The 20420-nt window shown below is 55.6% G+C and carries 20 protein-coding genes and 2 pseudogenes; 11 read left to right on the plus strand and 11 right to left on the minus strand.

Features of this window, described 5'->3' with window-relative positions; translation table 11 throughout:
- Positions 1-226: 226 nt before the first annotated feature.
- On the minus strand, positions 227-538 hold the full coding sequence (locus tag ACR3FE_RS25230) for a YdhR family protein (RefSeq protein ID WP_458210606.1): 312 nt from the start codon (positions 536-538) through the stop codon (positions 227-229).
- A gap of 188 nt (positions 539-726) precedes the next feature.
- Positions 727-1545, minus strand: a complete 819-nt coding sequence (locus ACR3FE_RS25235; RefSeq protein WP_458210607.1) for a helix-turn-helix transcriptional regulator — start codon at positions 1543-1545, stop codon at positions 727-729.
- Between the two features lie 204 nt (positions 1546-1749).
- Here ACR3FE_RS25235 and ACR3FE_RS25240 point away from each other — a divergent pair, with 204 nt between their 5' ends.
- The 6 genes from ACR3FE_RS25240 (at position 1750) to ACR3FE_RS25265 (ending at position 7593) form a co-directional block, all read left to right on the plus strand.
- Entirely contained in the window at positions 1750-1971 is a 222-nt protein-coding gene (locus ACR3FE_RS25240) for a hypothetical protein (RefSeq protein ID WP_458210608.1), read from the plus strand.
- Positions 1972-2038: 67 nt separating this feature from the next.
- Positions 2039-3445 (plus strand): FAD-binding oxidoreductase, encoded by a 1407-nt coding sequence (locus ACR3FE_RS25245; protein WP_458210609.1) that lies wholly within the window; start codon positions 2039-2041, stop codon positions 3443-3445.
- Positions 3446-3622: 177 nt separating this feature from the next.
- Positions 3623-3820 carry a VOC family protein gene (locus ACR3FE_RS25250; RefSeq protein ID WP_458210610.1) on the plus strand — a complete coding sequence of 66 codons (198 nt, stop codon included), beginning with the start codon at positions 3623-3625 and terminating at the stop codon, positions 3818-3820.
- 245 nt (positions 3821-4065) lie between these two features.
- Positions 4066-4473, plus strand: coding sequence for a nuclear transport factor 2 family protein (locus ACR3FE_RS25255; protein ID WP_458208535.1), 408 nt, complete (start codon positions 4066-4068; stop codon positions 4471-4473).
- A 544-nt stretch (positions 4474-5017) separates the two neighbouring features.
- Entirely contained in the window at positions 5018-5677 is a 660-nt protein-coding gene (locus ACR3FE_RS25260; RefSeq protein WP_458210611.1) for a TMEM175 family protein, read from the plus strand.
- 575 nt (positions 5678-6252) lie between these two features.
- Positions 6253-7593: an RNA-guided endonuclease InsQ/TnpB family protein gene (locus ACR3FE_RS25265; protein ID WP_458210612.1), complete on the plus strand. Its 1341-nt coding sequence runs from the start codon at positions 6253-6255 to the stop codon at positions 7591-7593.
- A 50-nt stretch (positions 7594-7643) separates the two neighbouring features.
- Here ACR3FE_RS25265 and ACR3FE_RS25270 read toward each other — a convergent pair whose 3' ends face one another.
- Positions 7644-8228, minus strand: coding sequence for an HdeD family acid-resistance protein (locus ACR3FE_RS25270; RefSeq protein WP_458210613.1), 585 nt, complete (start codon positions 8226-8228; stop codon positions 7644-7646).
- 365 nt (positions 8229-8593) lie between these two features.
- On the minus strand, positions 8594-9877 hold the full coding sequence (locus ACR3FE_RS25275; protein ID WP_458210614.1) for a M48 family metallopeptidase: 1284 nt from the start codon (positions 9875-9877) through the stop codon (positions 8594-8596).
- 122 nt (positions 9878-9999) lie between these two features.
- Here ACR3FE_RS25275 and ACR3FE_RS25280 point away from each other — a divergent pair, with 122 nt between their 5' ends.
- Positions 10000-10989: a hypothetical protein gene (locus tag ACR3FE_RS25280; protein ID WP_458210615.1), complete on the plus strand. Its 990-nt coding sequence runs from the start codon at positions 10000-10002 to the stop codon at positions 10987-10989.
- A 28-nt stretch (positions 10990-11017) separates the two neighbouring features.
- Here ACR3FE_RS25280 and ACR3FE_RS25285 read toward each other — a convergent pair whose 3' ends face one another.
- Positions 11018-12337 carry an RNA-guided endonuclease InsQ/TnpB family protein gene (locus tag ACR3FE_RS25285; RefSeq protein WP_458210616.1) on the minus strand — a complete coding sequence of 440 codons (1320 nt, stop codon included), beginning with the start codon at positions 12335-12337 and terminating at the stop codon, positions 11018-11020.
- A 283-nt stretch (positions 12338-12620) separates the two neighbouring features.
- On the opposite strand from ACR3FE_RS25285, the pseudogene ACR3FE_RS25290 reads away from it, so the two are divergent.
- From ACR3FE_RS25290 to ACR3FE_RS25300, 3 genes and pseudogenes are all read left to right on the plus strand, one after another.
- A pseudogene (locus tag ACR3FE_RS25290) lies at positions 12621-12891 on the plus strand (helix-turn-helix domain-containing protein); the annotation flags it as partial.
- A 159-nt stretch (positions 12892-13050) separates the two neighbouring features.
- A complete protein-coding gene (locus ACR3FE_RS25295) occupies positions 13051-14802 on the plus strand; it encodes an alkaline phosphatase D family protein (protein WP_458210617.1) in 1752 nt (583 codons plus the stop codon).
- 171 nt (positions 14803-14973) lie between these two features.
- Positions 14974-15624 (plus strand): HAD family hydrolase, encoded by a 651-nt coding sequence (locus tag ACR3FE_RS25300; protein WP_458210618.1) that lies wholly within the window; start codon positions 14974-14976, stop codon positions 15622-15624.
- A gap of 188 nt (positions 15625-15812) precedes the next feature.
- Here the strand turns inward: ACR3FE_RS25300 and ACR3FE_RS25305 are convergent, their stop codons facing one another.
- The 5 genes and pseudogenes from ACR3FE_RS25305 to ACR3FE_RS25320 form a co-directional block, all read right to left on the minus strand.
- Positions 15813-16106 (minus strand): hypothetical protein, encoded by a 294-nt coding sequence (locus ACR3FE_RS25305; protein WP_458210619.1) that lies wholly within the window; start codon positions 16104-16106, stop codon positions 15813-15815.
- 234 nt (positions 16107-16340) lie between these two features.
- Positions 16341-16583: a hypothetical protein gene (locus ACR3FE_RS25310; RefSeq protein ID WP_458210620.1), complete on the minus strand. Its 243-nt coding sequence runs from the start codon at positions 16581-16583 to the stop codon at positions 16341-16343.
- A gap of 128 nt (positions 16584-16711) precedes the next feature.
- A pseudogene (locus ACR3FE_RS27835) lies at positions 16712-17233 on the minus strand (PIN domain-containing protein); the annotation flags it as partial.
- Positions 17226-17849, minus strand: coding sequence for a DUF7437 domain-containing protein (locus tag ACR3FE_RS25315; protein WP_458210621.1), 624 nt, complete (start codon positions 17847-17849; stop codon positions 17226-17228). The pseudogene ACR3FE_RS27835 and the gene ACR3FE_RS25315, both read right to left, overlap by 8 nt.
- A gap of 616 nt (positions 17850-18465) precedes the next feature.
- Positions 18466-18813, minus strand: coding sequence for a helix-turn-helix domain-containing protein (locus tag ACR3FE_RS25320; RefSeq protein WP_458210622.1), 348 nt, complete (start codon positions 18811-18813; stop codon positions 18466-18468).
- A 209-nt stretch (positions 18814-19022) separates the two neighbouring features.
- Between ACR3FE_RS25320 and ACR3FE_RS25325 the strand changes: the two genes are divergently transcribed.
- Positions 19023-19667: a DUF7509 family protein gene (locus ACR3FE_RS25325; protein ID WP_458210623.1), complete on the plus strand. Its 645-nt coding sequence runs from the start codon at positions 19023-19025 to the stop codon at positions 19665-19667.
- 174 nt (positions 19668-19841) lie between these two features.
- On the opposite strand, the gene ACR3FE_RS25330 is transcribed toward ACR3FE_RS25325, so the two are convergent.
- Positions 19842-20360, minus strand: a complete 519-nt coding sequence (locus ACR3FE_RS25330; protein ID WP_458210624.1) for a CPBP family glutamic-type intramembrane protease — start codon at positions 20358-20360, stop codon at positions 19842-19844.
- Between the last annotated feature and the right edge of the window lie 60 nt (positions 20361-20420).

Here is a 20420-nt window from a genome sequence, read left to right on the forward strand (position 1 = left end):
CATAATTGGACGGGAACCGTTGAGGGAGGACGCGAAAGCGTACTTCGCTCCCGAGGAAACGTGCAACCTTGAACTCCCCTTCGGGGAATCCCCGCCCTTTAGGGCAGGGAGGATGTCAAGCGTGCATACAGCTCGACTTGCTGCAGCTTCCGCTGCAACCGATCACACTGATTGAATCACAAATTTTCACCGCTCAGGATTCCTCCGGCTTTAGCTGAGGAGGATGTCAAGCGGGTGCCGGCAGCCCCTCTGCCTCGCGCAAGGGAAAGAGTAGTCGGGCCATTGTGACATCGGCTTCGCCCACCACAGCGTAGGCGTCACCGACACTCGCACTAAGCTCCGACTCGAAGTATGCATCGCGTGCCTCCTCGGAATCGAAGATGAAACACGCACCATACCGATCGTTCGCGTGGTCGTGGACGAAGTACTTCTGTACAAGTCCGTCTACCGCCCGGAATTTTTCGGCGCGCTGGCGCATCGTCTGCTCGACCTCCTCGGAACTGAGTGCTGATTCGAACATGGCGAAGACGACTTCCATTCACTCTCACCGATAACAGATTCGCCGCCGGTCGTCGTCATGATTCCTAGTGAGCAATGCTCACAGCGTGAAATCGCTCCGTTCGAACTCCACCGTCCGGCTCGGGATACCCAACGATATTGCCGAACTCATCGATGTCATGCGTATTTCCCAGCATAATCCTCTCATTCTTTCATCTGGACGCTTCCTCAGACCTCCGCAAGGATGTCCTCCAGTGACTCTGTGAGATCGCCAGATGTGAGCAGTGTTGCTTCGCGCCGGTAGGCGTCGAATACGTCCGTTACCCAGTCGACCACTGTCTCGTCGTCAGTTTCGATCATCCCAATCGAGACGTTCGCTTCGTCGCGCACAACGAGGCAGGCTACCCCGTCGTGGAACATCACAGGATGCGAAATCTCCCCGTCGTAGACGTGAATCTCCGTGCGGTCGGCTGCGACGATGGCCTCGAACTTGCTGGCAGAGTCCGACGCCATCGCGGCCTCGATGACGATTGGTGCGAACACCGCTTCGAACGTCTGCGTGCCGTTCACGATCGCTTCGTACCGCCCGTCAATACATGGCTCGGGAAAGAAGTCAGTGAGACTTCGCGCTGCCGCAGAGTCGAGTTCAAGTTCCCTGACACGCGAGACGACTGCGAATGGGTTGGTTTGCGTCCGTCGAGTGACGAACGCGTCGCTTATGTGGGCAACGTCGATGCCGATCTCATCCATCGGCACATGGGGAAGCAGGTCGTCCAACTCACGTGCCAGTGCCATGTCGTGGCGGAACTCCGCGAACGACGTCGCAACGAACTCACCCAGCGCTGTCAGCGAGTAGTGAGTCCCGTCCCGTTCGAGCCATCCATGTTCTTCGAACGCCTGTACGATTCGGCCAACAGTGGCCGAGGAGGCGCCGGTCACGTCTCGGAGCTCGGCTCTGGAGCATGGCCCGCTGGCGAGCGAATCCATCACCACCGCCCGATGCTGCGAGTCGGCGAGAAACCGAATATCGTCGAGTACCCCAGCCATGGCATACGTTAGCATTCAAACAGCATATCTGTTCGTGTTGCCACGGAAGAAGCAGCGACGTCCGGGACATCATTCATGATGGGGAATTCGAACCACGGTTCGGAGACGCAGGAATTCCGTGCTCACCAGGTGAAATCTCTGCACCTGGTGCGGTAATTGCACGAAAAATCATCATGTGGGTACGCATCCTCCTGTAGAATGCACATGGGATACAGAAATCATCTGCACGTTTGCCAGCACTGTGGACTCGTTCATGCAACCGCGTCCTCGACGGGGCCGAAGCAGTGCGTCGGCTGTGACGCGTTCACGTTCAGCGAGTACGAACTGAACGAACTCCTCCACGAGGAACGAGACTCCAATCCCCAATCGAGCAGTGGAGACGTTGGGCGGTCGAAGCGGGTCTCGTCGCCAGTCGGGCAGCCCTGACACCGGTCAAGAACCATCCAAGAAACGTATATTTCGTCCGACACCGTTATTCACAGCAGTTCATGGTATGAGCGACCACCCACATCGACTCACCGATACCGCCATCAGCGAATTGGAATCGAGCTTCAACGGCGAGGTGCTCCGCCCAGATGACAATGGCTACTGCGCGGCCCGCACGGTCTGGAACGCGATGATCGACCGTCAACCCGCACTCATCGTCCAGCCTGAAGACGCAGACGACGTAATCCACGCGGTCGATTTCGCTCGGGAGCACGGCCTCCCGATCGCCGTTCAGGGTGGGGGCCACAATGTCGCCGGAAATGGCGTTTGTGACGACGGCCTGCTGATTGACTGCTCGTCGATGACGTCAGTGCGGGTTGATCCCGAGACGAACACCGCCTGGGCCGAACCGGGCGTCACCATCGGAGAGTTCGATCGGGCAACCCAGGCCTACGGACTCGCCACGCCCGGTGGGATCGTCTCGACGACCGGACTCGCCGGGTTGACGGTAGGCGGTGGCTGGGGATGGCTCAGTCGCTCCTACGGGCTCACCATCGACAACCTCCGCTCGGTTGACGTTGTTACAGCAGCTGGTGAGATCGTCCACGCGAACGAACAGGAGAATGAGGAGCTTTTCTGGGGGATTCGCGGAGGCGGTGGGAACTTCGGAGTGGTGACCGTCTTCGAGTTCGACCTCCACGCGGTCGGGCCGACGGTGCTTGCTGGGGTGCTCGTCTACCCGTTCGAAATCGCCGGTGACCTCCTTCGGTTTCATCGAGAGTTCACGGCCACGGCACCCGAGGAACTCTGTTGTTACGCCTCGGTTCGAACCGCTCCCTCAGCGCCGTTCATCCCTGAAGACATATGGGGGGAGGAGATCGTCACGGTCTACCTGTGCTATCTCGGCAACGTAGAAGATGGTGAGCGAACGATTCAGCCACTTCGGAACGTTCACACGCCGCTCATCGATCTCGTCGAAGCACGCTCATACACGGAGTTTCAGCAGTTCTTCGACGACGTGTACCCACCCGGCTTTCGGAACTACTGGAAATCCCAGTTCGTGGATGAATCGGGATTATCTGACGACGCACTCAACACGCTTGTGAACTACGCAGCCACTCTCCCCTCACCGCACACGTCTATCGTGGTAGAGCATCTGGGTGGGGCGATCTCGAAACCCAACTCGAATTCGACTGCATTTACCCACCGTGACGCCGGGTACGCGTTCAATATCTTCTCCCGATGGGAGGATGCGGCGGAGGACGACCAGCAGATCGCGTGGACACAAGAGTTCTTCTCCGCGATGGTTCCCTTCTTGAGCGACGGTGTTTACGTGAACTTTCTTAGTCGTGAGGGGGACGAGCGAGTCCGGGCCGCCTTCGGTGACAATTACGACCGACTAGTTGAAGTGAAAACCCGGTACGATCCCGAGAACGTATTCCGTCTGAATCAAAATATTGAACCAGCTGTCTGAGGGGGCCCGTTCGGCGATCCCGAAGGGCAATCGATGGAGCGGCGGCTCGATGTGCATCCAGACGCGACCGCCTCACTTGCGATGTTGCGCTGCGGCCCGACGATGAATCTTTAACTGTTCGAGTGGGATGCGCCCGACCAAGCCGAAACGCCACCGAACCACTCCGACATCGGAGCGATGCATCTCGCACTCCAGGTCGACGATATTGATGCGGCGATGGATGGGTTGGCTGACCGGGACGACGTCACGATGCTTGAGGGCCCGCAGACGAACGTGGACGGCCCGACGGCGGGCTTGACCTATGTGTATTGTCGCGTGGCGTGGGGCCTGTATCTCGAACTCCTCGAAGCGCCCGAGACAACTGCCGTACGCTGATGACACCGACGAGCGGCTGTACGGGCCCGCACCGTCGTGGACACATCGCCCCGATCGCGCAGACTGAGCGCCACCGTCCTCGTCCCACACACCGAGAGTCTCGACGGCTGGCCCGTCGCAACGCCGACAGCGGAATACAACAGCGTTTGAGGGGATAAGAGCAGTGTCAAATTGTGGTGGTGATGTGCTAGCACATATCTAACTTTATATTTTTGGGTGACGTACACACTACTTGGTGACAAACCATGGCGAGAGCCGCTGCTAAGAGCAATGTCGAACTGGTACAGGACGTCTACAACGCATTCAATGAGGGCGACCTGGACACCCCGATGGCCACGATGGCCGAGGATATCGAGTGGATCGAACCGAAGGGTGACATCTACGGTGGAACGTACCACGGCCCTGAGGGTGTCCTAGAGAACGTTTTCGTCCCCTGTCTTGAGGACTTCGAGGATTTCACAGTCGACGCCGACGAGTTCATCGACGGTGGTGACACGATTGTTGTCCTCGGTACCTTCCATGGGATGCACAGAACGACAGGCAAGCATCTCGATGTTCCCTTTGCGCACGTCTGCGAACTGGAGGATGGTCGTATGACTCGATTCATCGATCACTTAGACACGGTTCTCTGGAATGAGACGTACGAGACGTAATCAGCCATAGAAGTTGGCTCCCCTCCGTCTTCGCTTTGAGTTCTAGCCCGGTCAGAATCCGAATCCCCACCATTATACTAAACAGTACTCCCGCTGTGAGTATCGGCAGTCCGAGCGCGGTGAGTGCCGATGCTTCAATTGCCTCTGTGGACGTGATGATAAGCGACCATCCGAACAGGCCGATAGCGAACCAGACAACACTCCTCCAGAGTTCTTCGTTGACGACTTGCCGGGTTTTGGTACTCATGTAGATGGTACTACTATTCTTAACAGCATAACCATTTTCTGTGTACTTACTGCCGTTCGAGCGCCTCGCTGACTGATACGCCCTGTGTTCAGCACTAATTGATCATATTGCTGAATGGCTGTCAAGAGTCACGTGCTGCATAGAGAGCGTGGATTCAGCACCGTAGCCCCTTTTGAGTTCTTTATTTGTTGAGTGCGGGAGAGAACGGGATGTCGGACTCGTACACACGTGCGCAGACAGGACGAACAGGAACAACCCGAACAACTGTTTTGAGGATTGGTGACGTTTTATCAATCTATGACGTTTTCATTTCGTCGAGAGTCGGACGAAACGGACCGACTGCTCGCGTTGAGCGACGGCGTCATCGCCATCGTCATCACGTTGTTAGTGCTCGAAATCACCGTACCAGAGATTCCGGTGGGAACCCCGATTTCGGTTCTCCCGGACCTCATCTTCGAACAATGGCACGAGTTCTTCGGCTTCGTCCTGAGCTTCCTCGTCATTGGTTCGTACTGGGTCAACCACCGTCGTATCTTCGTTCATATCGAGAAACATGACAGGGGAGTCGTGTGGGTCAATCTCCTGTTTCTCCTCATGGTCGCGTTCGTCCCGTTCGCGTCCAGCGTCTTCGCGACGTATCCGAACCAATTCGGAATCATGTTTCTGTCGGGAACGCTCGCACTTACTGGTCTCACTCTCGCACTCCTCTGGTCGTATGCGTCGCGGAAACAACTCGTTGAGGAAGGACTCGCGTCTCGGGCCGTGGAGATTCAAGCAGCCAGATACCTCGCATCCCCGTTCGTGTTCGTCCTCTCGATAATCGTTGCGGCGTTCGATCCCGGTTTCGGGATTTTGACGTGGCTGCTCTTGATTCCGATAAACGCCGCGCTCCAGTCGCGACTGGTGGCGAGTCTCGAAGAAGATGACCTCAAATCCGAGTATAAAACAACCAGATGAGTTCCCGGAACTACGTAGGGCCGGACCCCGTTCCGCTGCATTCGCGCCTTCTAATCAGCACCAACTGAACGTACTGCCGAACTGCTGTCAAGAGCGCCGAGCTGAATAGAGAGGCTGTATCTCGCAATACTCTCAGGGGCTCCCGAGCAGTTGTTCGTGGGAGTGTGAGCTCTTGTAAAGAACCACCCATCGGAACGATTCGCGTTCGGCGGAGAGGCGTAACGTCGAGATACTCGGTGAGAATACCGTCATCACTCACCGTTCGGCGGAGGTCACGCAGGAACGAGTCCATGTCTAGATCGGCGCGTTCGAACATCACAGCGCCACCCCACACTATGTCCCCCTGATACGCTCCGAGCGTGCCGCCGATGGCATACATTGGCTCCAGCAAGGTAGCCAGCGGGTCGCGTCCGGCGAAAAACGGTAGCTCAGTTACAGAGAGTCAAGGAGAAAGCCCACGACTTGAGTCGTGGGATGAATCCGACACTCGGCTACACTAACCACGCTCGATAGCAAGCCTGAGTCTCCCACGCTACTCCATACCTTTACAAACCAACAATTTGTAGCACGTAGTGATGAAGCGAGCCAACCAGTTCAACGTTCGCCCTCGCTCCAACAAGGAGCGTGAGGTGTTCGTTCGCTGGTTGGACGCTTCTGCGAGTCTCTGGAACGAGACGAACTACGCTCGCCGCCAAGCCTTCCTCGAAGATGACGAAAGCGTTTGGGACGCCGATACTGGCAGTCTCGAAGGCAAGTACAAGGGCGTTCTCAGCAGTTCGGTCGCCCAGCAACTCATCCGTAAGAACTCGGAGTCGTGGCGGTCGTTCTTCAAACTCAACGAGAAGTACCACGCTGGAAAACTCGATGAGCGGCCGTCGCCACCGGGGTACTGGAGCAACGAAGAGGACGGACGGGTGCTACGCACATACGTCCGCAACGACCAGTACACCATCGAGTACGGGAAGCGTTCCCGCCTCGAAGTTCCGATTGGCTCCGACCTCAAAGACGAACTCGGATTGAGCCGAAACCAACGACTCCGCGTTGAAGTTGCGGGCGACCCGAAATGGAACGGCGAGCAGAACCGACTCGAACTCGTGTACGACGAAACTGCCGAATCGTTTAGGGCTTTCCAACCAGTCACCATCGACGATTCTCGACTGAATTCACCACTGGCTTCGCATGAAGCCGCTCTGGACGTTGGCGCGAACAACCTCGTCGCCTGCACGACAACGACCGGCACGCAACTCCTGTACGAAGGACGCAACCTCTTCGACAAATTCCGTGAAACCACGGAGCGAATCGCGTACTACCAATCACGCCTCGACGATCAGCGTGAGTCCAGCACACGCATCGACCGCTTGTACCGGAACCGCACGAACCGGCGCAACCACGCCCAAGACAGTCTCATCCGCAACCTCGTGGAACGTCTGTACGAAGAGGGCGTTTCAACACTATACGTTGGCGACATCAAGGGCGTTCTCTCAACGCACTGGTCGCCGCGTGTGAACGAGAAGACGCACATCTTCTGGGCGTACCGCCGATTTATCGACCGCATCGAAGACGTGTGCGAAGAGTACGGTATCACGGTCGAAGAAGAATCTGAGGCGTGGACAAGTCAGGAGTGTCCCGAGTGCGGTAAGCGTGGAGGAACTATTCGCCACGAGGATTCGCTGGCGTGCCCGTGCGGATTCGAGGGACACGCTGACCTCGTCGCATCGGAATCGTTCCTGAGAAAGCAAAACAACGCAGTTGGGTCGATGGCACGACCCGTGTACCTCAAGTGGAACAAACACGACTGGCGGGAACACCATAACCCGCCTTCCATCGCAGTGGAGACAATGGCCAACGAGGAATACACAAACCAGAGTACCACTAACAATGGGAATATCGCTCTTGGGGAAACTCAGGACGGCTGAGACTCCCACGAGAGGAATCCCACGACTTCAGTCGTGGGTGGATGTCAATTTCAGGCTTCCGGGCCTCCTTCCACCGGCGTCGCTTCTCGTGCGGCTCGCCGAGTTGCCATTCCGAGCATGAGCATCGAGAGACCTGTGGCGAGCAAGTTCACGCCGAACAAGACACCCACCGCCCACAGTGCGGTGGCCGGAAACCCGATCCAGAGTAGGCCAGCAACGAGCAGCGACAGAGTTCCACTGCCGAGAAGCCACACCCATCCCTTGTTCCCATGGCCGGTAATCGCCCACCCAATCTCGACGATCCCGTCTACAATGAAAAACGCGATTACGAGGATTGTCAGCGTCGTCAACCCGAATACGGGATTTGCCATGAAAAAGATCCCCGCGAATCCATAGAGGATGCCGAGTACGACCTGCCAAAATGCCCCCCAAAAACTGCCTGCCGAGAACGCATGTGCGATGTGGACAATTGCACCGACAACTAAAAGCGCACCAAGAAGAAGCGAGAGCGAAATCCCAGTAACAAACGGGAATATTATCGCGAGGATTCCGAGCATCGCGATGATAGCTCCTGCAAACACGCCACCCTGTTCCGACTCCATTTCGCTGGCCGGAATTGCTGCAATGTGATTCATGGTTCTTTCCCAACCTATATCTCAGTGTGTGTGTAGAAAAAAGAGCCCAATCGTTCACGTCATGCTCTGATAACCCGAATACTACAACCACTCACCAACGCCCGTGCAACACTCGTATACTACTCGTTGAAATTTACGCCCCCGTCTCTAACATCCATTACCGACCAATCCAACTGGTATCAGAGTCCCACGCTCCGCCATGCTCAAAGACCAGATGCGACCGTGGCGTGAACTCTCCCGAGGTGAGCGCTTTGCCGACTTCTTCAATCGTACCGCCCTTGGGCTGGCGAGTTTCAGGAGCCCCCTTGTCGGGGTCAAGCTGTTAGTTCACGCTCGCGTCGTGACTGGTCGACGACGCGTCGCGGTCAGGCAGACCCCGGAGCACCGCCGGTGACGTCGGCCGATCCCTCCTCACTGGGTTGATCACGAATCGCTCGAATCCGTGCGGGCATCGGCGGGTGGTCATAATAGAACGCTGCATACAGCGGGTGGGGAAATGGATTCGAGAGATTCTCACCCGTGAGCCGCTCCAGCGCGCTCGCCATCGGTTCGACACCGACGACATTGGCAGCATACGCGTCGGCGGCGTACTCGTGGTGGAGAAACACCCGGTTCGTCAGCGGAGAAACCCACTTGAGGAGCGTATTGGCCAACAGCACGCCGACGAACAGCGCGAGATACGTCGTGTCGGGGATTGCGAACGCGTCGGTCAGCCACGGTTGTTGGAGGAGCCACCAGAGGCCCCCGGTGACGACACCGAACTGGATCGCTCCCAACGCGAGGTGCTTCCAGATGTGGTGTTCTCGCCAGTGGCAGAGTTCGTGTGCGAGGACGCTCTGGAGTTCGGGGATGGACATTTGCTCAACCAGCGTGTCGAACAGGACGACACGCTTCGTCCGACCGAACCCGCTAAAGAACGCGTTCGACTTCCCTGAGCGACTGCTCGCGTTCATCGTGTAGATGTTCGACGTCTCGAAGCCGACGCGCTCGAACACATCGTCGATGGCCGTTCGCAACTCGCCCGCTTCAACCGGCTCGAAGTCGTAAAATAGCGGCATGATGATCCGTGGAAAAATAACCTGCATAAGCAGCTGGAAGACGACATAGCCAGCGACGACGATGAGCCACCACGTCTCCGGAAACGCATCGATGACAGCGAGACCGAAGCCAGCGACGACGGCGAGGATGACGCTGATAACGACCATCTCAACTGCCTTGTCGCGCAGCCATAGTCCGACTGACTGATTGTTGAACCCGAAGCGTTCCTCGACGACGAACGTCGAGTATGCGTTGAAGGGGAGGAAAAAGACCGTCTGCACGACGTTGAGGCCAATGAAGAAGACGATACCCTCGGCAACCGAGCTAAATCCGAGCGTCCCCAATGCATTGACGACTGACGTGAGGATTCCCGAAAACAGGACCACGAGCACTGCGATGAGCGCCACCCACGACCGAACGAACGACAGTTGGGTTTGTGCCCGTTGATAGGTGAGCAATTCCGTCGTATTTACGTCGAGCGTTTCTTCGACCCACTCTCGTTCGGCGCGAACCTGCTTTTCACCGTATCTGAGGTTGAGCCACGAGAGAAAGCTGAAGAACGCGCGAGTTCCGACGAGCAAGGCGAGGAACCACACGACAACATTGTCCATGGTGAGACAAGACAATATAGAACGTAATATTTGCGTTCATTCTTCGACGCGGCCAAAAAGCGGTGGGAACGCAATCTCGTCAGCTCCGATATTCGAATAACCTAGTTGCTCAAAATCGATAGATGGAAACCGATTATGAAAATTTAGACGAGATGATTCACCATTCGGTATCGTCCGAGAGCCACCCGCATTCTTCTTTCATCCACCGCCTGACGGCGTTTCCAGCCGTTTTGACCGATTTCCGGATTCTTCTCTCCACTTTCCTAGTTCCCATTCCAGTCATGTTTCACAGTCTAGTACCGGCCGATTCGGCCGATTATGAACCCCGTTTGGCGTCTCGAGATGCAATGGACACCTCTTTAATCGGTTCTCGCACTCCGGTTTCGATTATGATTTTGCGCACCTGCCATTTGGTGGTGGTCGGCGGACGTGTCTCGGACGAGACGTCACTTGCCTCGAAGCGACACTCGAAGACCAGAGTAATATTTACGATTTTTCGGCATAGACAGGAGTATATGAGTGAGGTTGGCGGCGAACAAGAGTCCTCGCACTGTTCACAGTGTGCTTTTGAGCAGTTAAAGGCGTTGTACCAACTCAACGTCGAAGCGAAGCGATACGCCGATGCTGCAAAAGACGCATACACCAACGGACTCGGGGCAAATGCGCGCCTACACAGTCTGCGGAAAAAAGCACTGTACGGTCTGAAACGAGCGATTCTTGGGGCTCTCGTTGCAGAAGACTGTGTTGATACAGTTCGTTGTCACGATATTGACGGGGAAGTGTATTACTGTCTCTACGTTGGCGAATTTTCGTTTCATACACCCGCTGAGGAGTGGGATGAACCACCAGTAGATGCTCCGACAGCTTCCTCAAAAACCCTTGATTCGTTCGATGCAAATCCAGACAATCGTACTGACCATCTTGTAGAAATAGAAGCACTGCAACGACTCACAGAGCAATTTGAAACGCCAAACAACTACCTCCCAGCACCATTCGTTGACCATGGATACAGGTCAGAGTTTGCTGGCTGGTCACAGTTCCCCGGTGCGATTGACGAAGGTGATCGAGTTGATGGGCGATTTGGCCGAGAATTGACATCCTCCCGCGCCTGAAAACGCGGGAATCCCGAGCGTTGGGATATTAGGGTTTGCAGTCCACCACTTGTTCCCTCGGTGAGAACCCGTGAGACAAGTCATGCAGGTAGACTCCGGGCTGTGCCAACCAGCCGGTACTCCTATCCTCGTCCAAACTGGCCGAAGACTCGGAGTTACTTTTGTCGTTAATGTCGAGACGGATGTTCTCCGCCCCATTCACATCAGCGTTGAACGCCGCATCACACGGCTTGCAAACGTATAGGCCGCGTTCAACCCGCTGACTATCGTCTTCTGTACCGCACACACAACACGTCTTGCTCGTATCACGTTCAGACATTTCTACGACTTCGATGCCCTCGACCTTCGCCTTGTACATGAGAATCTTGGTGAACCTATCAAAAGCCCATCCGTGCAAGTCAAGGTTCCCGTGTTTTCCCCAGTTCTTCGAGTCGCCAGTCTCGTCCTCACGGACACCAGCGAGTTTCCCGATATTGATGCGACCCACTCCTCGCTCAATACACTTCTCAACGATGTGCTTCGCTAAGGAGTGGAAGAAGTGGGTGCGGCGCTCGCTCCATTTGTGATGGAGTCTGGTGGCTTCAGACCCGCCTGAGTCATCGCACTTGGCGATTTCTTTCGGGATGTAGTAGCCGTCCTGTTTCAGGCGGTTGCCGGGGTACAAGTCGGCTTCCTCGGTGCTGTAGGCGACGGCGGCGAAGTTACAGATACCGAGGTCGATGCCAGCCGTCTCAGTACCGGGGGCGTCGGGGGTCTCGACTTCGTGTTTGCAGACGAGATGAAGTTCCCAACACTCCTTCGACTTACTGTAGACGGCCCGAACCTGTTGCAGATTTTCAACCGTAACTTCGGGACGAGTCTCGTATTCAACGAGGATGTAATCCCGATCGCGGGGGTGGTCTTTGTGATTCGCACCCTTCGAGAGCCTGACGCGGTTGTGCTTGGTGTCGTGCCGGATACCTTTCTGCTTCCACGTCACGGTCGAATGCGGGTGTTCTTCGTGAACGCGGTTTCCAGCGTTGTCGTAGTAGTTGCGTTTGCGGTAGCCGGGCGGATTCGCACGAGAGTCGGTCTTGCGGTTGCCGTACCACGAGTTGAAGGCTTCAGCGAGTTCCTCCAGAACCCGCTGACTGGACTGCGAATGCAGTCCTTTATATGTTGTATGACCTTTCAGCTCGCGTTTCAAGTCCGAGTCGTCGGGAATCTCGCCCGTGTCATCCCACACGTGGCGGGAGTGATAGTTTGCGACGTTCCACAGTTTCGATGCACTCCATCCGTGTCGGTCGAGCATCCGCTCCACTTGACTGTGGTTGCGGATTTTCGCTCGGTAAGTACGGTGGATATGCATTCGTGAAACATCTCTATAACAGGTTATGAATGGCTGTATTGTAATAGTTTGGGTTAGAGCGTGGAATATCCCGCCGGGCCATCGAACGGTGGTTGGTGAAAGGTAGTGTCGGATTCATCCTGACCCTAAAGGGTCAGGTATTCTCCTTGATTTTGTATAACTTGGTTATGGTTGAGTTTGAGCCGGTTGAACCGACCGAAGAAGCTCCGTTGGGTTTATCAGTCGAGGAGTTTGCTGATGATGTTGTTGCAGTCCACGATGCACCTCCGAATACAGAGTGAACATCTCACTACTACGCTCAGACTCTGTTGGCGAGTTTGCCGACGAACTTGGTGTTCATGTTCAGACGGTCAACCGCTGGTGTCGTGAAGGTGAAATTAATCACACCTAGACTCCGACGGCTACCGTCGCATTCCACACTGTGCACTCCGCAGTCTCGCTGGCGATGCTCGCCCCACAGGTTGTGTTGCACTATATGCTCGCGTCTCCAGTCATGGACGAAAAACAACGGCGACCTTGACCGCCAACTCGACCGTCTCACAGAATCCGCTCACACAGAGTCGAGGCGGAAATCCACGACGTCAGTCGTAGGTAGCTGACGACCACGGTTGAACAGGCCCAACACTACGTCCTTGAGGGCGTGGATACGGAGATGTTCTCCTCGTATCTCTACAGCCATAAGGGCGAAATCACTCGATTACAAACCGGCAGTCATGCCTGACGGATTCGGTTTGGATGGACGGGATGAGCCGTCCCGTGGGGACGATGATCATTCAGAACTGCTCTCCGAACTTGACTCGCACGATCTGGCAGTGGCGACCAACCCTATGGACGCGGGTGACGGGGCCGAATTCGAGTTCGACTCCCAAGCCGATCCGACTGGAACGTTTCCACAGTCCGTGGCGAGCGGCGGCCCGACATCGACCGGTGTGATCCTCTGGACACGCATCGCCCCCGATGTGTTCACCGTCGAGGAACCACTCGCCGTGCAGGTTGCGCACGACGAGGGGATGGAGGACGTCGTCTACAGCGGCCTGATCACAGATACAGTGGGGATTCGAGCCCACGATCACACGGTGAAGGTAGATCTCGACGGGCACCTCGATCCGGATCGTGAGTATCATTATCGATTCATCTACCGCAACGTCGCCTCCCGAATCGGTCGATGTCGGACGCTGCCACGTCCCAACGACTCGCCGGAATCAATACGGTTTGCAGTACTCGCCTGTCAGAACTTCCTCAACGGCTACTTCCCCGCATACCACCATGTTGCCGCAGAGGACGTTGACTTCCTCATTCACGTCGGCGACTTCGTCTACGAGTCTGATGCGGGCCATTTCAAAGGCCTTGGCTCCTCCGACTATCCCAATCGCGAGAAGTCGCTGCCGAGTGGCAACGACCGTGTCTGGAATCTTGAGGATTATCGATATCTGTATCGAACATATCGCAGCGACCAGTTCCTACAAGAGGCGTTGGAGTCACACACACTGATCGCCGGGTGGGACGACCATGAGATGATCAACGATCTCTACTGGGACAAGGAGACTGACGCACCTGCCGGTGACCACCCACGTGGCGACGATCCGGAGTTCATGACCACGCTCATCGCCGACGCGATGCACGCGTGGTGGGAGTTCATGCCTGCGCGCGTTGAGTACGACCCAAACGGTGAGCAACTTCAAGACCGGTTTCAGCTCTGGCGGTCATTCGAGTTTGGTGATCTCATGACGCTGATCTTGACTGACGAGCGACTCTTCCGGGATCCACCGCGCGAGGCCATTCCCACAGTCGACAATGTCGGCCCGCACCGCGAACCCCCCGGACGAACCATGCTTGGCACCGAACAGCGCGAGTGGCTTACCGACACGATTACCGAATCTGAGACAACGTGGACAGTGTGGGCTGACGAGGTGCTGACCGTCCCATTTCGGTTAGGGTCTGGCCCGCTCTCGATCTACCCAGTGCAAGGCGGGTGGGACGGCTATACCCGCGAACGGATGCGTATCATGGAGACGGTTGCCGCTGCGGACGTGGACAACTTCGTCACGCTCACCGGCGACCTCCATTGTTACGTCGCCGCGTATCAGCAGACCTCCTATCCTGGTCGCGTCACGGGCGGCGAGGGCGTCGCCCAAGGCGAGCGTTGTGGCGTCGAGTTCATGACGCCCGCCGTCACCTCGCTCAACGTCGCCGAGGCGCTTCACTTGACCCGTGGGTGGCGAAACAAGCTCACCGAACCGTTGTTATCGTGGCTTATTCCGGCCATGAACCCACATATCGAGTTCTTTGACAGCCACAACTGGGGCTACTCGATCGTCGAATTCACCCGCGATGACTGCACGTACGTCGGCTATGCTGTCGACAAGACCGTGAATTCGCCGGACGCCGAACGAACCGTCGTCGCGGCCTACCGCGTTCCGGACGGGGACGTACACCTCGAAGACGTGACCGATGAGTACATGTGACTGATGAATACTGCCGATAGGCGAGTTCGCAATCCAGTGAACGGGATCTCGGTGCCACACTTTGCCCGCTCTCATGGGGAGTGGACGTGGTGGTTGCGTTCGTCCTGGGTAGTCGTGGCTGTTGTTTCTGCAGCCGCAATTGGCATACGCGCAGAATCGAAGGGCTAGTCTATGGCTCAATTTCAGGCGGTTCTGTTTGATATGGATGGCGTGCTTGTCGACTCGGAACCATTTTGGCAGCAGTTCTGGCGTGACCACGTATTCGCTCATGCAGAAACCGGTGAGCCAAGTTTGGAGGACGTGACTGGCCGCAATTTCCGTGAAAGTCTCGACGAGCTTGCATCGACATGTGGTCTTCCGGGAGGAACTGAACGCTATGCACGCCAGTTCGAACTGGCTGCTGAGACAGTCTATGGCGGGCACGTGTCGATGACACCAGGAATGCCGGATTTCTTTGAAACACTTCGTGAGCGAGGGATCGATGTTGGAATCGTGTCATCAGCGCCAGCGGAGTGGATCGAAATGGTCATCGAGCGGTTTGCGCTAGCACCAGTCGATATCATGGTGAGCGCTGAAGATATCGACCTGCCAGGCAAGCCAGAACCCTTTATCTATGAGCATGCAGCTGCTGAACTCAACGTTTCTCCCTCTTCCTGCCTTGTTGTTGAAGACTCTCTCAACGGTGTTCAAGCTGCAGCACGAGCAGGGAGTACTGTGATCCGGTTTTGTCAGGGAACGACTGTGCAGGCGACTGACCACACTGATCATATTACCAACTCTTCGGACGAGCTTCAGCGAACGATCCTCGACCTCCTCTCGTAGTTTTCGTTTCTCACTCATAATTCAGGGCGAGGAAACCCACGACTTTAGTTGTAGGAGGGATCCGCAGCGTGTGGTCGTCGTACTAGCTGAATTGCTCGCCAGCCGCCCAAAAGAGGTCGTCTGACACGCTCAAGATATGGAATGCCTCCGATTGACCTCCCCCCAACCCCTGAAGGGGTGGGTTTCCACTAGCACCGCCTGTCATTCCCATATGGGCGCTCGTAGAGTGCATCGTCAAGCTCGTCCGGGGCGGGCGGCTCACCGCGCCGGCCTTCATTGAGTGCTGCCATCTCATCGGCGACTGTGAAGAGGGGGTCGCTCGGGTCTGGCACGTCATAGGCGTCGATGTATTCGGCAGCGGCTTCGCGCAGTGCCTCTTTTAGTGATTTCCCTTCTTCCTGTGCGAGACGGCGAAAGCAGGCGTATTCGGCGGGACTGAGTTCGGTTTGAACGACTTTCGTGTCGCCATCAGTGTTCGACATGTCCAGAGACACCTCCATGTCCATGTGATAATACACAGTCACGATACAATAACGTCCCTCTCCTCACCGCTCTTCCAGCCACCACAAGGAGCGGTTCAGCGCAATCGGGGTGACGGACTCCATTTTGACCGGCTGCCCTCCCAACCTACGTGTATTGTCGAGTGGTGTGGTGGCTGTCTCTCGATCTCGAACTCCTCGAGATGTCTCAGGAAGTGTCGTTCGCTGACGTCAGATTCACGAGTGATTTCCTGAGAGTGTGTCTGCACTAGAATTTGGTTGGCTGGACTGCAGCCGCTGGAAGAACCGAACCATATCTGCAATCTTTACCGTCTCAGTGTGTGCACTTGGCGTGCCGTGCCCAAGTGCCTCGACAAGCGCATCAACTTCTTCACACGCTGCGTTCCACTGTCGAAGATTGTCCATCGTCTCATCAAGCCCCTCGTAGCCATGCTCCTGCGGGACAACATCACCAGGCATTTCGGCCTCATAGGTCTCCTGGAACGACGAGATGGTGTCACTGAGTTCTGATAGTCGATTATTGAGCTCCTCAATGGTGGGGCTTCCCGTCCCCCTGAGGTAACTCTCGTATCATTCTTCAATAAATTCGATAATATCCAAATATTGAATACCCGAATATAGTCTTCATAGTACGTATCCGACAGAACGGTTTGAATCGTTTGTTCGGCGTTTTTGTCATCCATCACGATACCGATGTCGTCGTGCTCAGTTGAGGCTAGAATCATGATCGCTGTGCCAGCTAGACCAGCGTCTGTCTTCCGGAGTTCATCCGGTGGGATTTGCTCAATCTTTGAGAGCCGCTGCTGAATTCGATCCATGATCACTGCTGCAGATTGCCCATCAAAGACACTCACTCCCTCTTGGACTGGTTGGGCAGCGGTGATCCACGGCTCTGTCTGTGACTTGTGAAGCCAAGCTGGACTGATCCATCCTTTTTGTTCTTCGATCTCTTGTCGGACACGCTCACTCAGATACAATTCAATGCCGTTGGCTTTCACGTAATCAGTGAAGAGTTGGTGCCGGTGGTGTCCCGGTCCACCCAGCGTCCGGAGAAAACTCGTGTCGAGGAGCAGTGCTGTCGGAACGGGGGGAAGAGAAGCCCTAGTCACGGCTGATTGTGTATGGTGCGTCGACGATCGTACGCTGATGGATTTCTTCGGAAAAATCAGTTAGTTCCGGATCGTATCGACTCACGACCCCAATAACAGCTTCAATGGCTTGCGAAATTGCAATCCCGGCCGCCGATGAGACCTGAAGAGAACTGGCGACGCCGCGTCGGGTATGGTTCCCGTTGAGGTATTTGAGTGTTTCATCGATGGCACGGAGAAGACGCTCGTTCCCGTAGCGCTCACTGAAGTACTTGATATCGTCGTCGACTTTCGCAGCGCCATAAACGGCGATGACCGTCGGTGAGACGATAAGTTCAGTGTCGCCTGTTTCCCACGTTCCTGCGATTGAATCGGCCTGCCAGAGTGCCGCCCCGTCTTCAAGTTGATCAAGTTCTTCTGCAATGCCGAGTTCGGCCAGCTCGTTTGCATATTTATATGCAGTACTTTTCACGATGTTCTGGCGTGCCATCGCTTGTTTGATCGTCGTTGGTGAATTGATGAGCAAGTCTGTGTAGAAGTATGCGAGATTTGGATCCGACAAAAGCTTTTGAGCGACAAAGAAGGTTGCTGCCCCCTGATTTCCGTCGGGGCTACCGTTCTTGATTGTCCCAGACATTGTAGACCACAGTACGCGAACTATAGACTAAACTGTTCCGGTGAGGACGTGAACGCTTCTTACACAGGTTCGAGGAGAGACGAATTAGCTACCCACGACAGACATCGTGGGCTTGTCAGTGTCTGTTCGGAGTGAAAATGAACGCGACGAGTGGTTGTCGGATGGCTATCGTTTGGAAAGGAGTCCACAGCATGTCGGCTTCCTCTCACGACTAAAGTCGTGGGCTTCCACTCGACTCTGTGTAATCCGGTTTTGTCAGGGTACGACTGTGCAGGCGACCGACCACACTGATCATATTACCAACTCTTCGGACGAGCTTCAGCGAACGATCATCGACCTCCTCTCGTAGTTTTCGTTTCTCACTCATTGATTCGTTCCCTCTTTGACAAGCCCCGCCCGTTGTGACCGACACTGCGAATGACAAAGTTCCCTCTCTGGATTGCCGAGTCGAACGAGTGCGAATGAGCGTCTCGACGGCTTCCCGTGCTGGAAGTGCGGGTTGGAACCGTCACGGCCACACGTGGCCGATATCCCATGGGAGGATGCCACGAGCGTTAGCCCATGGATGAATCACGGTATGCTACGAACTGCCCCAATACCGCGTTTCGCTTTGGCCTCAGTATTGATCAAGAGCGTTCTTTTCCTGTGTGATAAACTCCGCAGCCATATCGACAAGATCCGCGCCAAGCCCAGTTAATTCATAATACGAGTACAAGCCGTCTGTATTGGGCTTCGATTGTTTTCTGTTCTCGACCAACCCCGCATCGACTAACCGATCCAAATGGTAATGCAGTCCATTTTCGTCCCGACCGAGTGCCTCGCCGAGTTCCTTCGCGCTTAGTTTCCCATCAGTACGAAGCGCGTAGAGGATCGCGAATCGGTTGCGTTCAGCAATTTCCTCGAAGAGCTCGAGATATTCGTCGAGGCTGAGCAGCGGTTTTTCATCGAAGAGGTTCGCTGTCAATGCCGCGATTGCATCCTCCGACGTATCGTCCTTCGTTGGTGGTCGTGACGCAGAGGGACTGTCTGCCATATGTGTCGATACGGGGTTGTCCCATTTGAGGTTAACGGTTCTTAACCTGATTGGTGGATGGATTGCTCATCGGCGAGTGGGTGCATTTATACAGATTGTCCAAGCAGTACTAAATAATGCGAACGTACGACGAAAGACCAATGCGAGACGTTCTCCTCGAACGACTCGACCCAATAAAACACACTGAGTTTCTTGTGTACGTGATGGGACCCTACACGACTTTTCGACTTGACTACTATCTTCAGGACGATAGCGAAGTCAATTTTGATGACCGTGATTTCGACTGGGGTGCGTTTGGTGATGCAGAAAAGGAGCTCCAAGATGAGCTTCGAGAGATCGTTTCATGGATGCGCACAGAACTCGGTGTAAATGCCTTTCTTGCCGTCGATCCTAACATTCCAACGACGGAATTTCCCGAGGAAACGACCGCCGAGCGGATGAACGTGATCAGTCAGTCGAAAGCGTATGCGGATGCCAGCAACGCTGTTGTGTTTCTTCTCCCAAAAGCAGGTGTTCGAGACGGGGTCGATATCGAAATTGGTGCGGTTCTCTCTGGCTTTGATCTCGGTCACGGCGAAGGTTCGCCACGGAAACCTCCAGAGCGATTCCGCGTTTTCCGTGAGCACGGCGTCCGGAGCGCAACACTCGAAGCCGTTCCCTATGAGTACGAGGTTGCACTCACCGAGTATGGAACTCGCTCTGAGCTGCAAGACCAACTTGCTCGGTTTCTTGTTGGTGTTCTCCGAGCTGAGCATCGCGGCGATCTCCCATCAGTCGGCGATTAGAACCCGACCGACGATTATTGTGATTAGTACAGTTGTTAATTCGAATCAAAAGCCGAGGAACACAGCATCTTCATTGACAGGCGGTGCTAGTGGAAGGCCACCCCTGAAGGGGTGGGTGTAAGCGGTAGGCACAGGGAACTAGTCTACCCACTACACTTGGGCCGTGATCAGCGGCTACGACAGCGAATCCAATGTGGGTCCAGGCACCATCGAGCGCCCGTACAGCCCCACGAGAACGACGGCGATTAGCCACCACGCACCCGAACCGACGACGAGCGAAACGGGCAGTGGACTCTCCAATATGCCACCAGAACCCTCGAGAATGCTTCCGAGGTTGATCGCGGCGTGCAGTAACACTGCGGGAATCACCGTTCCGTCTGTGACATTGACGAGCGCACCGAGGACAGTCGATACGCCGAGGACAAACGTCGTATAATACACGAAGAACAGCGGGTCGGGGGTGAAATTCGGATGACCGAGAAACAGGGGGAGGTGCCACGCCCACCACAGCACCCCAACCGCGAGACTCGCCGGCAGAACCGACAGTCGCTCCTGGAACTGGGGTTGCGTAACAGCTACAAAATTCGGCAGCAAACAGCAGTCTTCAGTAGTGAACCAGAACATCGAGCCAGCGAACTGAGGATCAGACAACACAAACGCACCCTCGATCGCATTCAGGAATGATTGCTGCATACGCGCCCTGGGCCTTGTTTAGACGAGCGAGAACGGCTCTGTTCATGGATTGTAGCCGTT

The organism is Haladaptatus rarus (genome assembly GCF_054177585.1).

What these genes read in the sequence shown, in the direction of transcription:
- ACR3FE_RS25230 (WP_458210606.1), bottom strand. Translation starts at nt 538, where the DNA reads ATGGAAGTCGTCTTCGCCATGTTCGAATCAGCACTCAGTTCCGAGGAG.
- ACR3FE_RS25235 (WP_458210607.1), bottom strand. Translation starts at nt 1,545, where the DNA reads ATGGCTGGGGTACTCGACGATATTCGGTTTCTCGCCGACTCGCAGCAT.
- ACR3FE_RS25240 (WP_458210608.1), top strand. Translation starts at nt 1,750, where the DNA reads ATGGGATACAGAAATCATCTGCACGTTTGCCAGCACTGTGGACTCGTT.
- ACR3FE_RS25245 (WP_458210609.1), top strand. Translation starts at nt 2,039, where the DNA reads ATGAGCGACCACCCACATCGACTCACCGATACCGCCATCAGCGAATTG.
- ACR3FE_RS25250 (WP_458210610.1), top strand. Translation starts at nt 3,623, where the DNA reads ATGCATCTCGCACTCCAGGTCGACGATATTGATGCGGCGATGGATGGG.
- ACR3FE_RS25255 (WP_458208535.1), top strand. Translation starts at nt 4,066, where the DNA reads ATGGCGAGAGCCGCTGCTAAGAGCAATGTCGAACTGGTACAGGACGTC.
- ACR3FE_RS25260 (WP_458210611.1), top strand. Translation starts at nt 5,018, where the DNA reads ATGACGTTTTCATTTCGTCGAGAGTCGGACGAAACGGACCGACTGCTC.
- ACR3FE_RS25265 (WP_458210612.1), top strand. Translation starts at nt 6,253, where the DNA reads ATGAAGCGAGCCAACCAGTTCAACGTTCGCCCTCGCTCCAACAAGGAG.
- ACR3FE_RS25270 (WP_458210613.1), bottom strand. Translation starts at nt 8,228, where the DNA reads ATGAATCACATTGCAGCAATTCCGGCCAGCGAAATGGAGTCGGAACAG.
- ACR3FE_RS25275 (WP_458210614.1), bottom strand. Translation starts at nt 9,877, where the DNA reads ATGGACAATGTTGTCGTGTGGTTCCTCGCCTTGCTCGTCGGAACTCGC.
- ACR3FE_RS25280 (WP_458210615.1), top strand. Translation starts at nt 10,000, where the DNA reads ATGGAAACCGATTATGAAAATTTAGACGAGATGATTCACCATTCGGTA.
- ACR3FE_RS25285 (WP_458210616.1), bottom strand. Translation starts at nt 12,337, where the DNA reads ATGCATATCCACCGTACTTACCGAGCGAAAATCCGCAACCACAGTCAA.
- ACR3FE_RS25295 (WP_458210617.1), top strand. Translation starts at nt 13,051, where the DNA reads ATGCCTGACGGATTCGGTTTGGATGGACGGGATGAGCCGTCCCGTGGG.
- ACR3FE_RS25300 (WP_458210618.1), top strand. Translation starts at nt 14,974, where the DNA reads ATGGCTCAATTTCAGGCGGTTCTGTTTGATATGGATGGCGTGCTTGTC.
- ACR3FE_RS25305 (WP_458210619.1), bottom strand. Translation starts at nt 16,106, where the DNA reads ATGTCGAACACTGATGGCGACACGAAAGTCGTTCAAACCGAACTCAGT.
- ACR3FE_RS25310 (WP_458210620.1), bottom strand. Translation starts at nt 16,583, where the DNA reads ATGCCTGGTGATGTTGTCCCGCAGGAGCATGGCTACGAGGGGCTTGAT.
- ACR3FE_RS25315 (WP_458210621.1), bottom strand. Translation starts at nt 17,849, where the DNA reads ATGTCTGGGACAATCAAGAACGGTAGCCCCGACGGAAATCAGGGGGCA.
- ACR3FE_RS25325 (WP_458210623.1), top strand. Translation starts at nt 19,023, where the DNA reads ATGCGAGACGTTCTCCTCGAACGACTCGACCCAATAAAACACACTGAG.
- ACR3FE_RS25330 (WP_458210624.1), bottom strand. Translation starts at nt 20,360, where the DNA reads ATGCAGCAATCATTCCTGAATGCGATCGAGGGTGCGTTTGTGTTGTCT.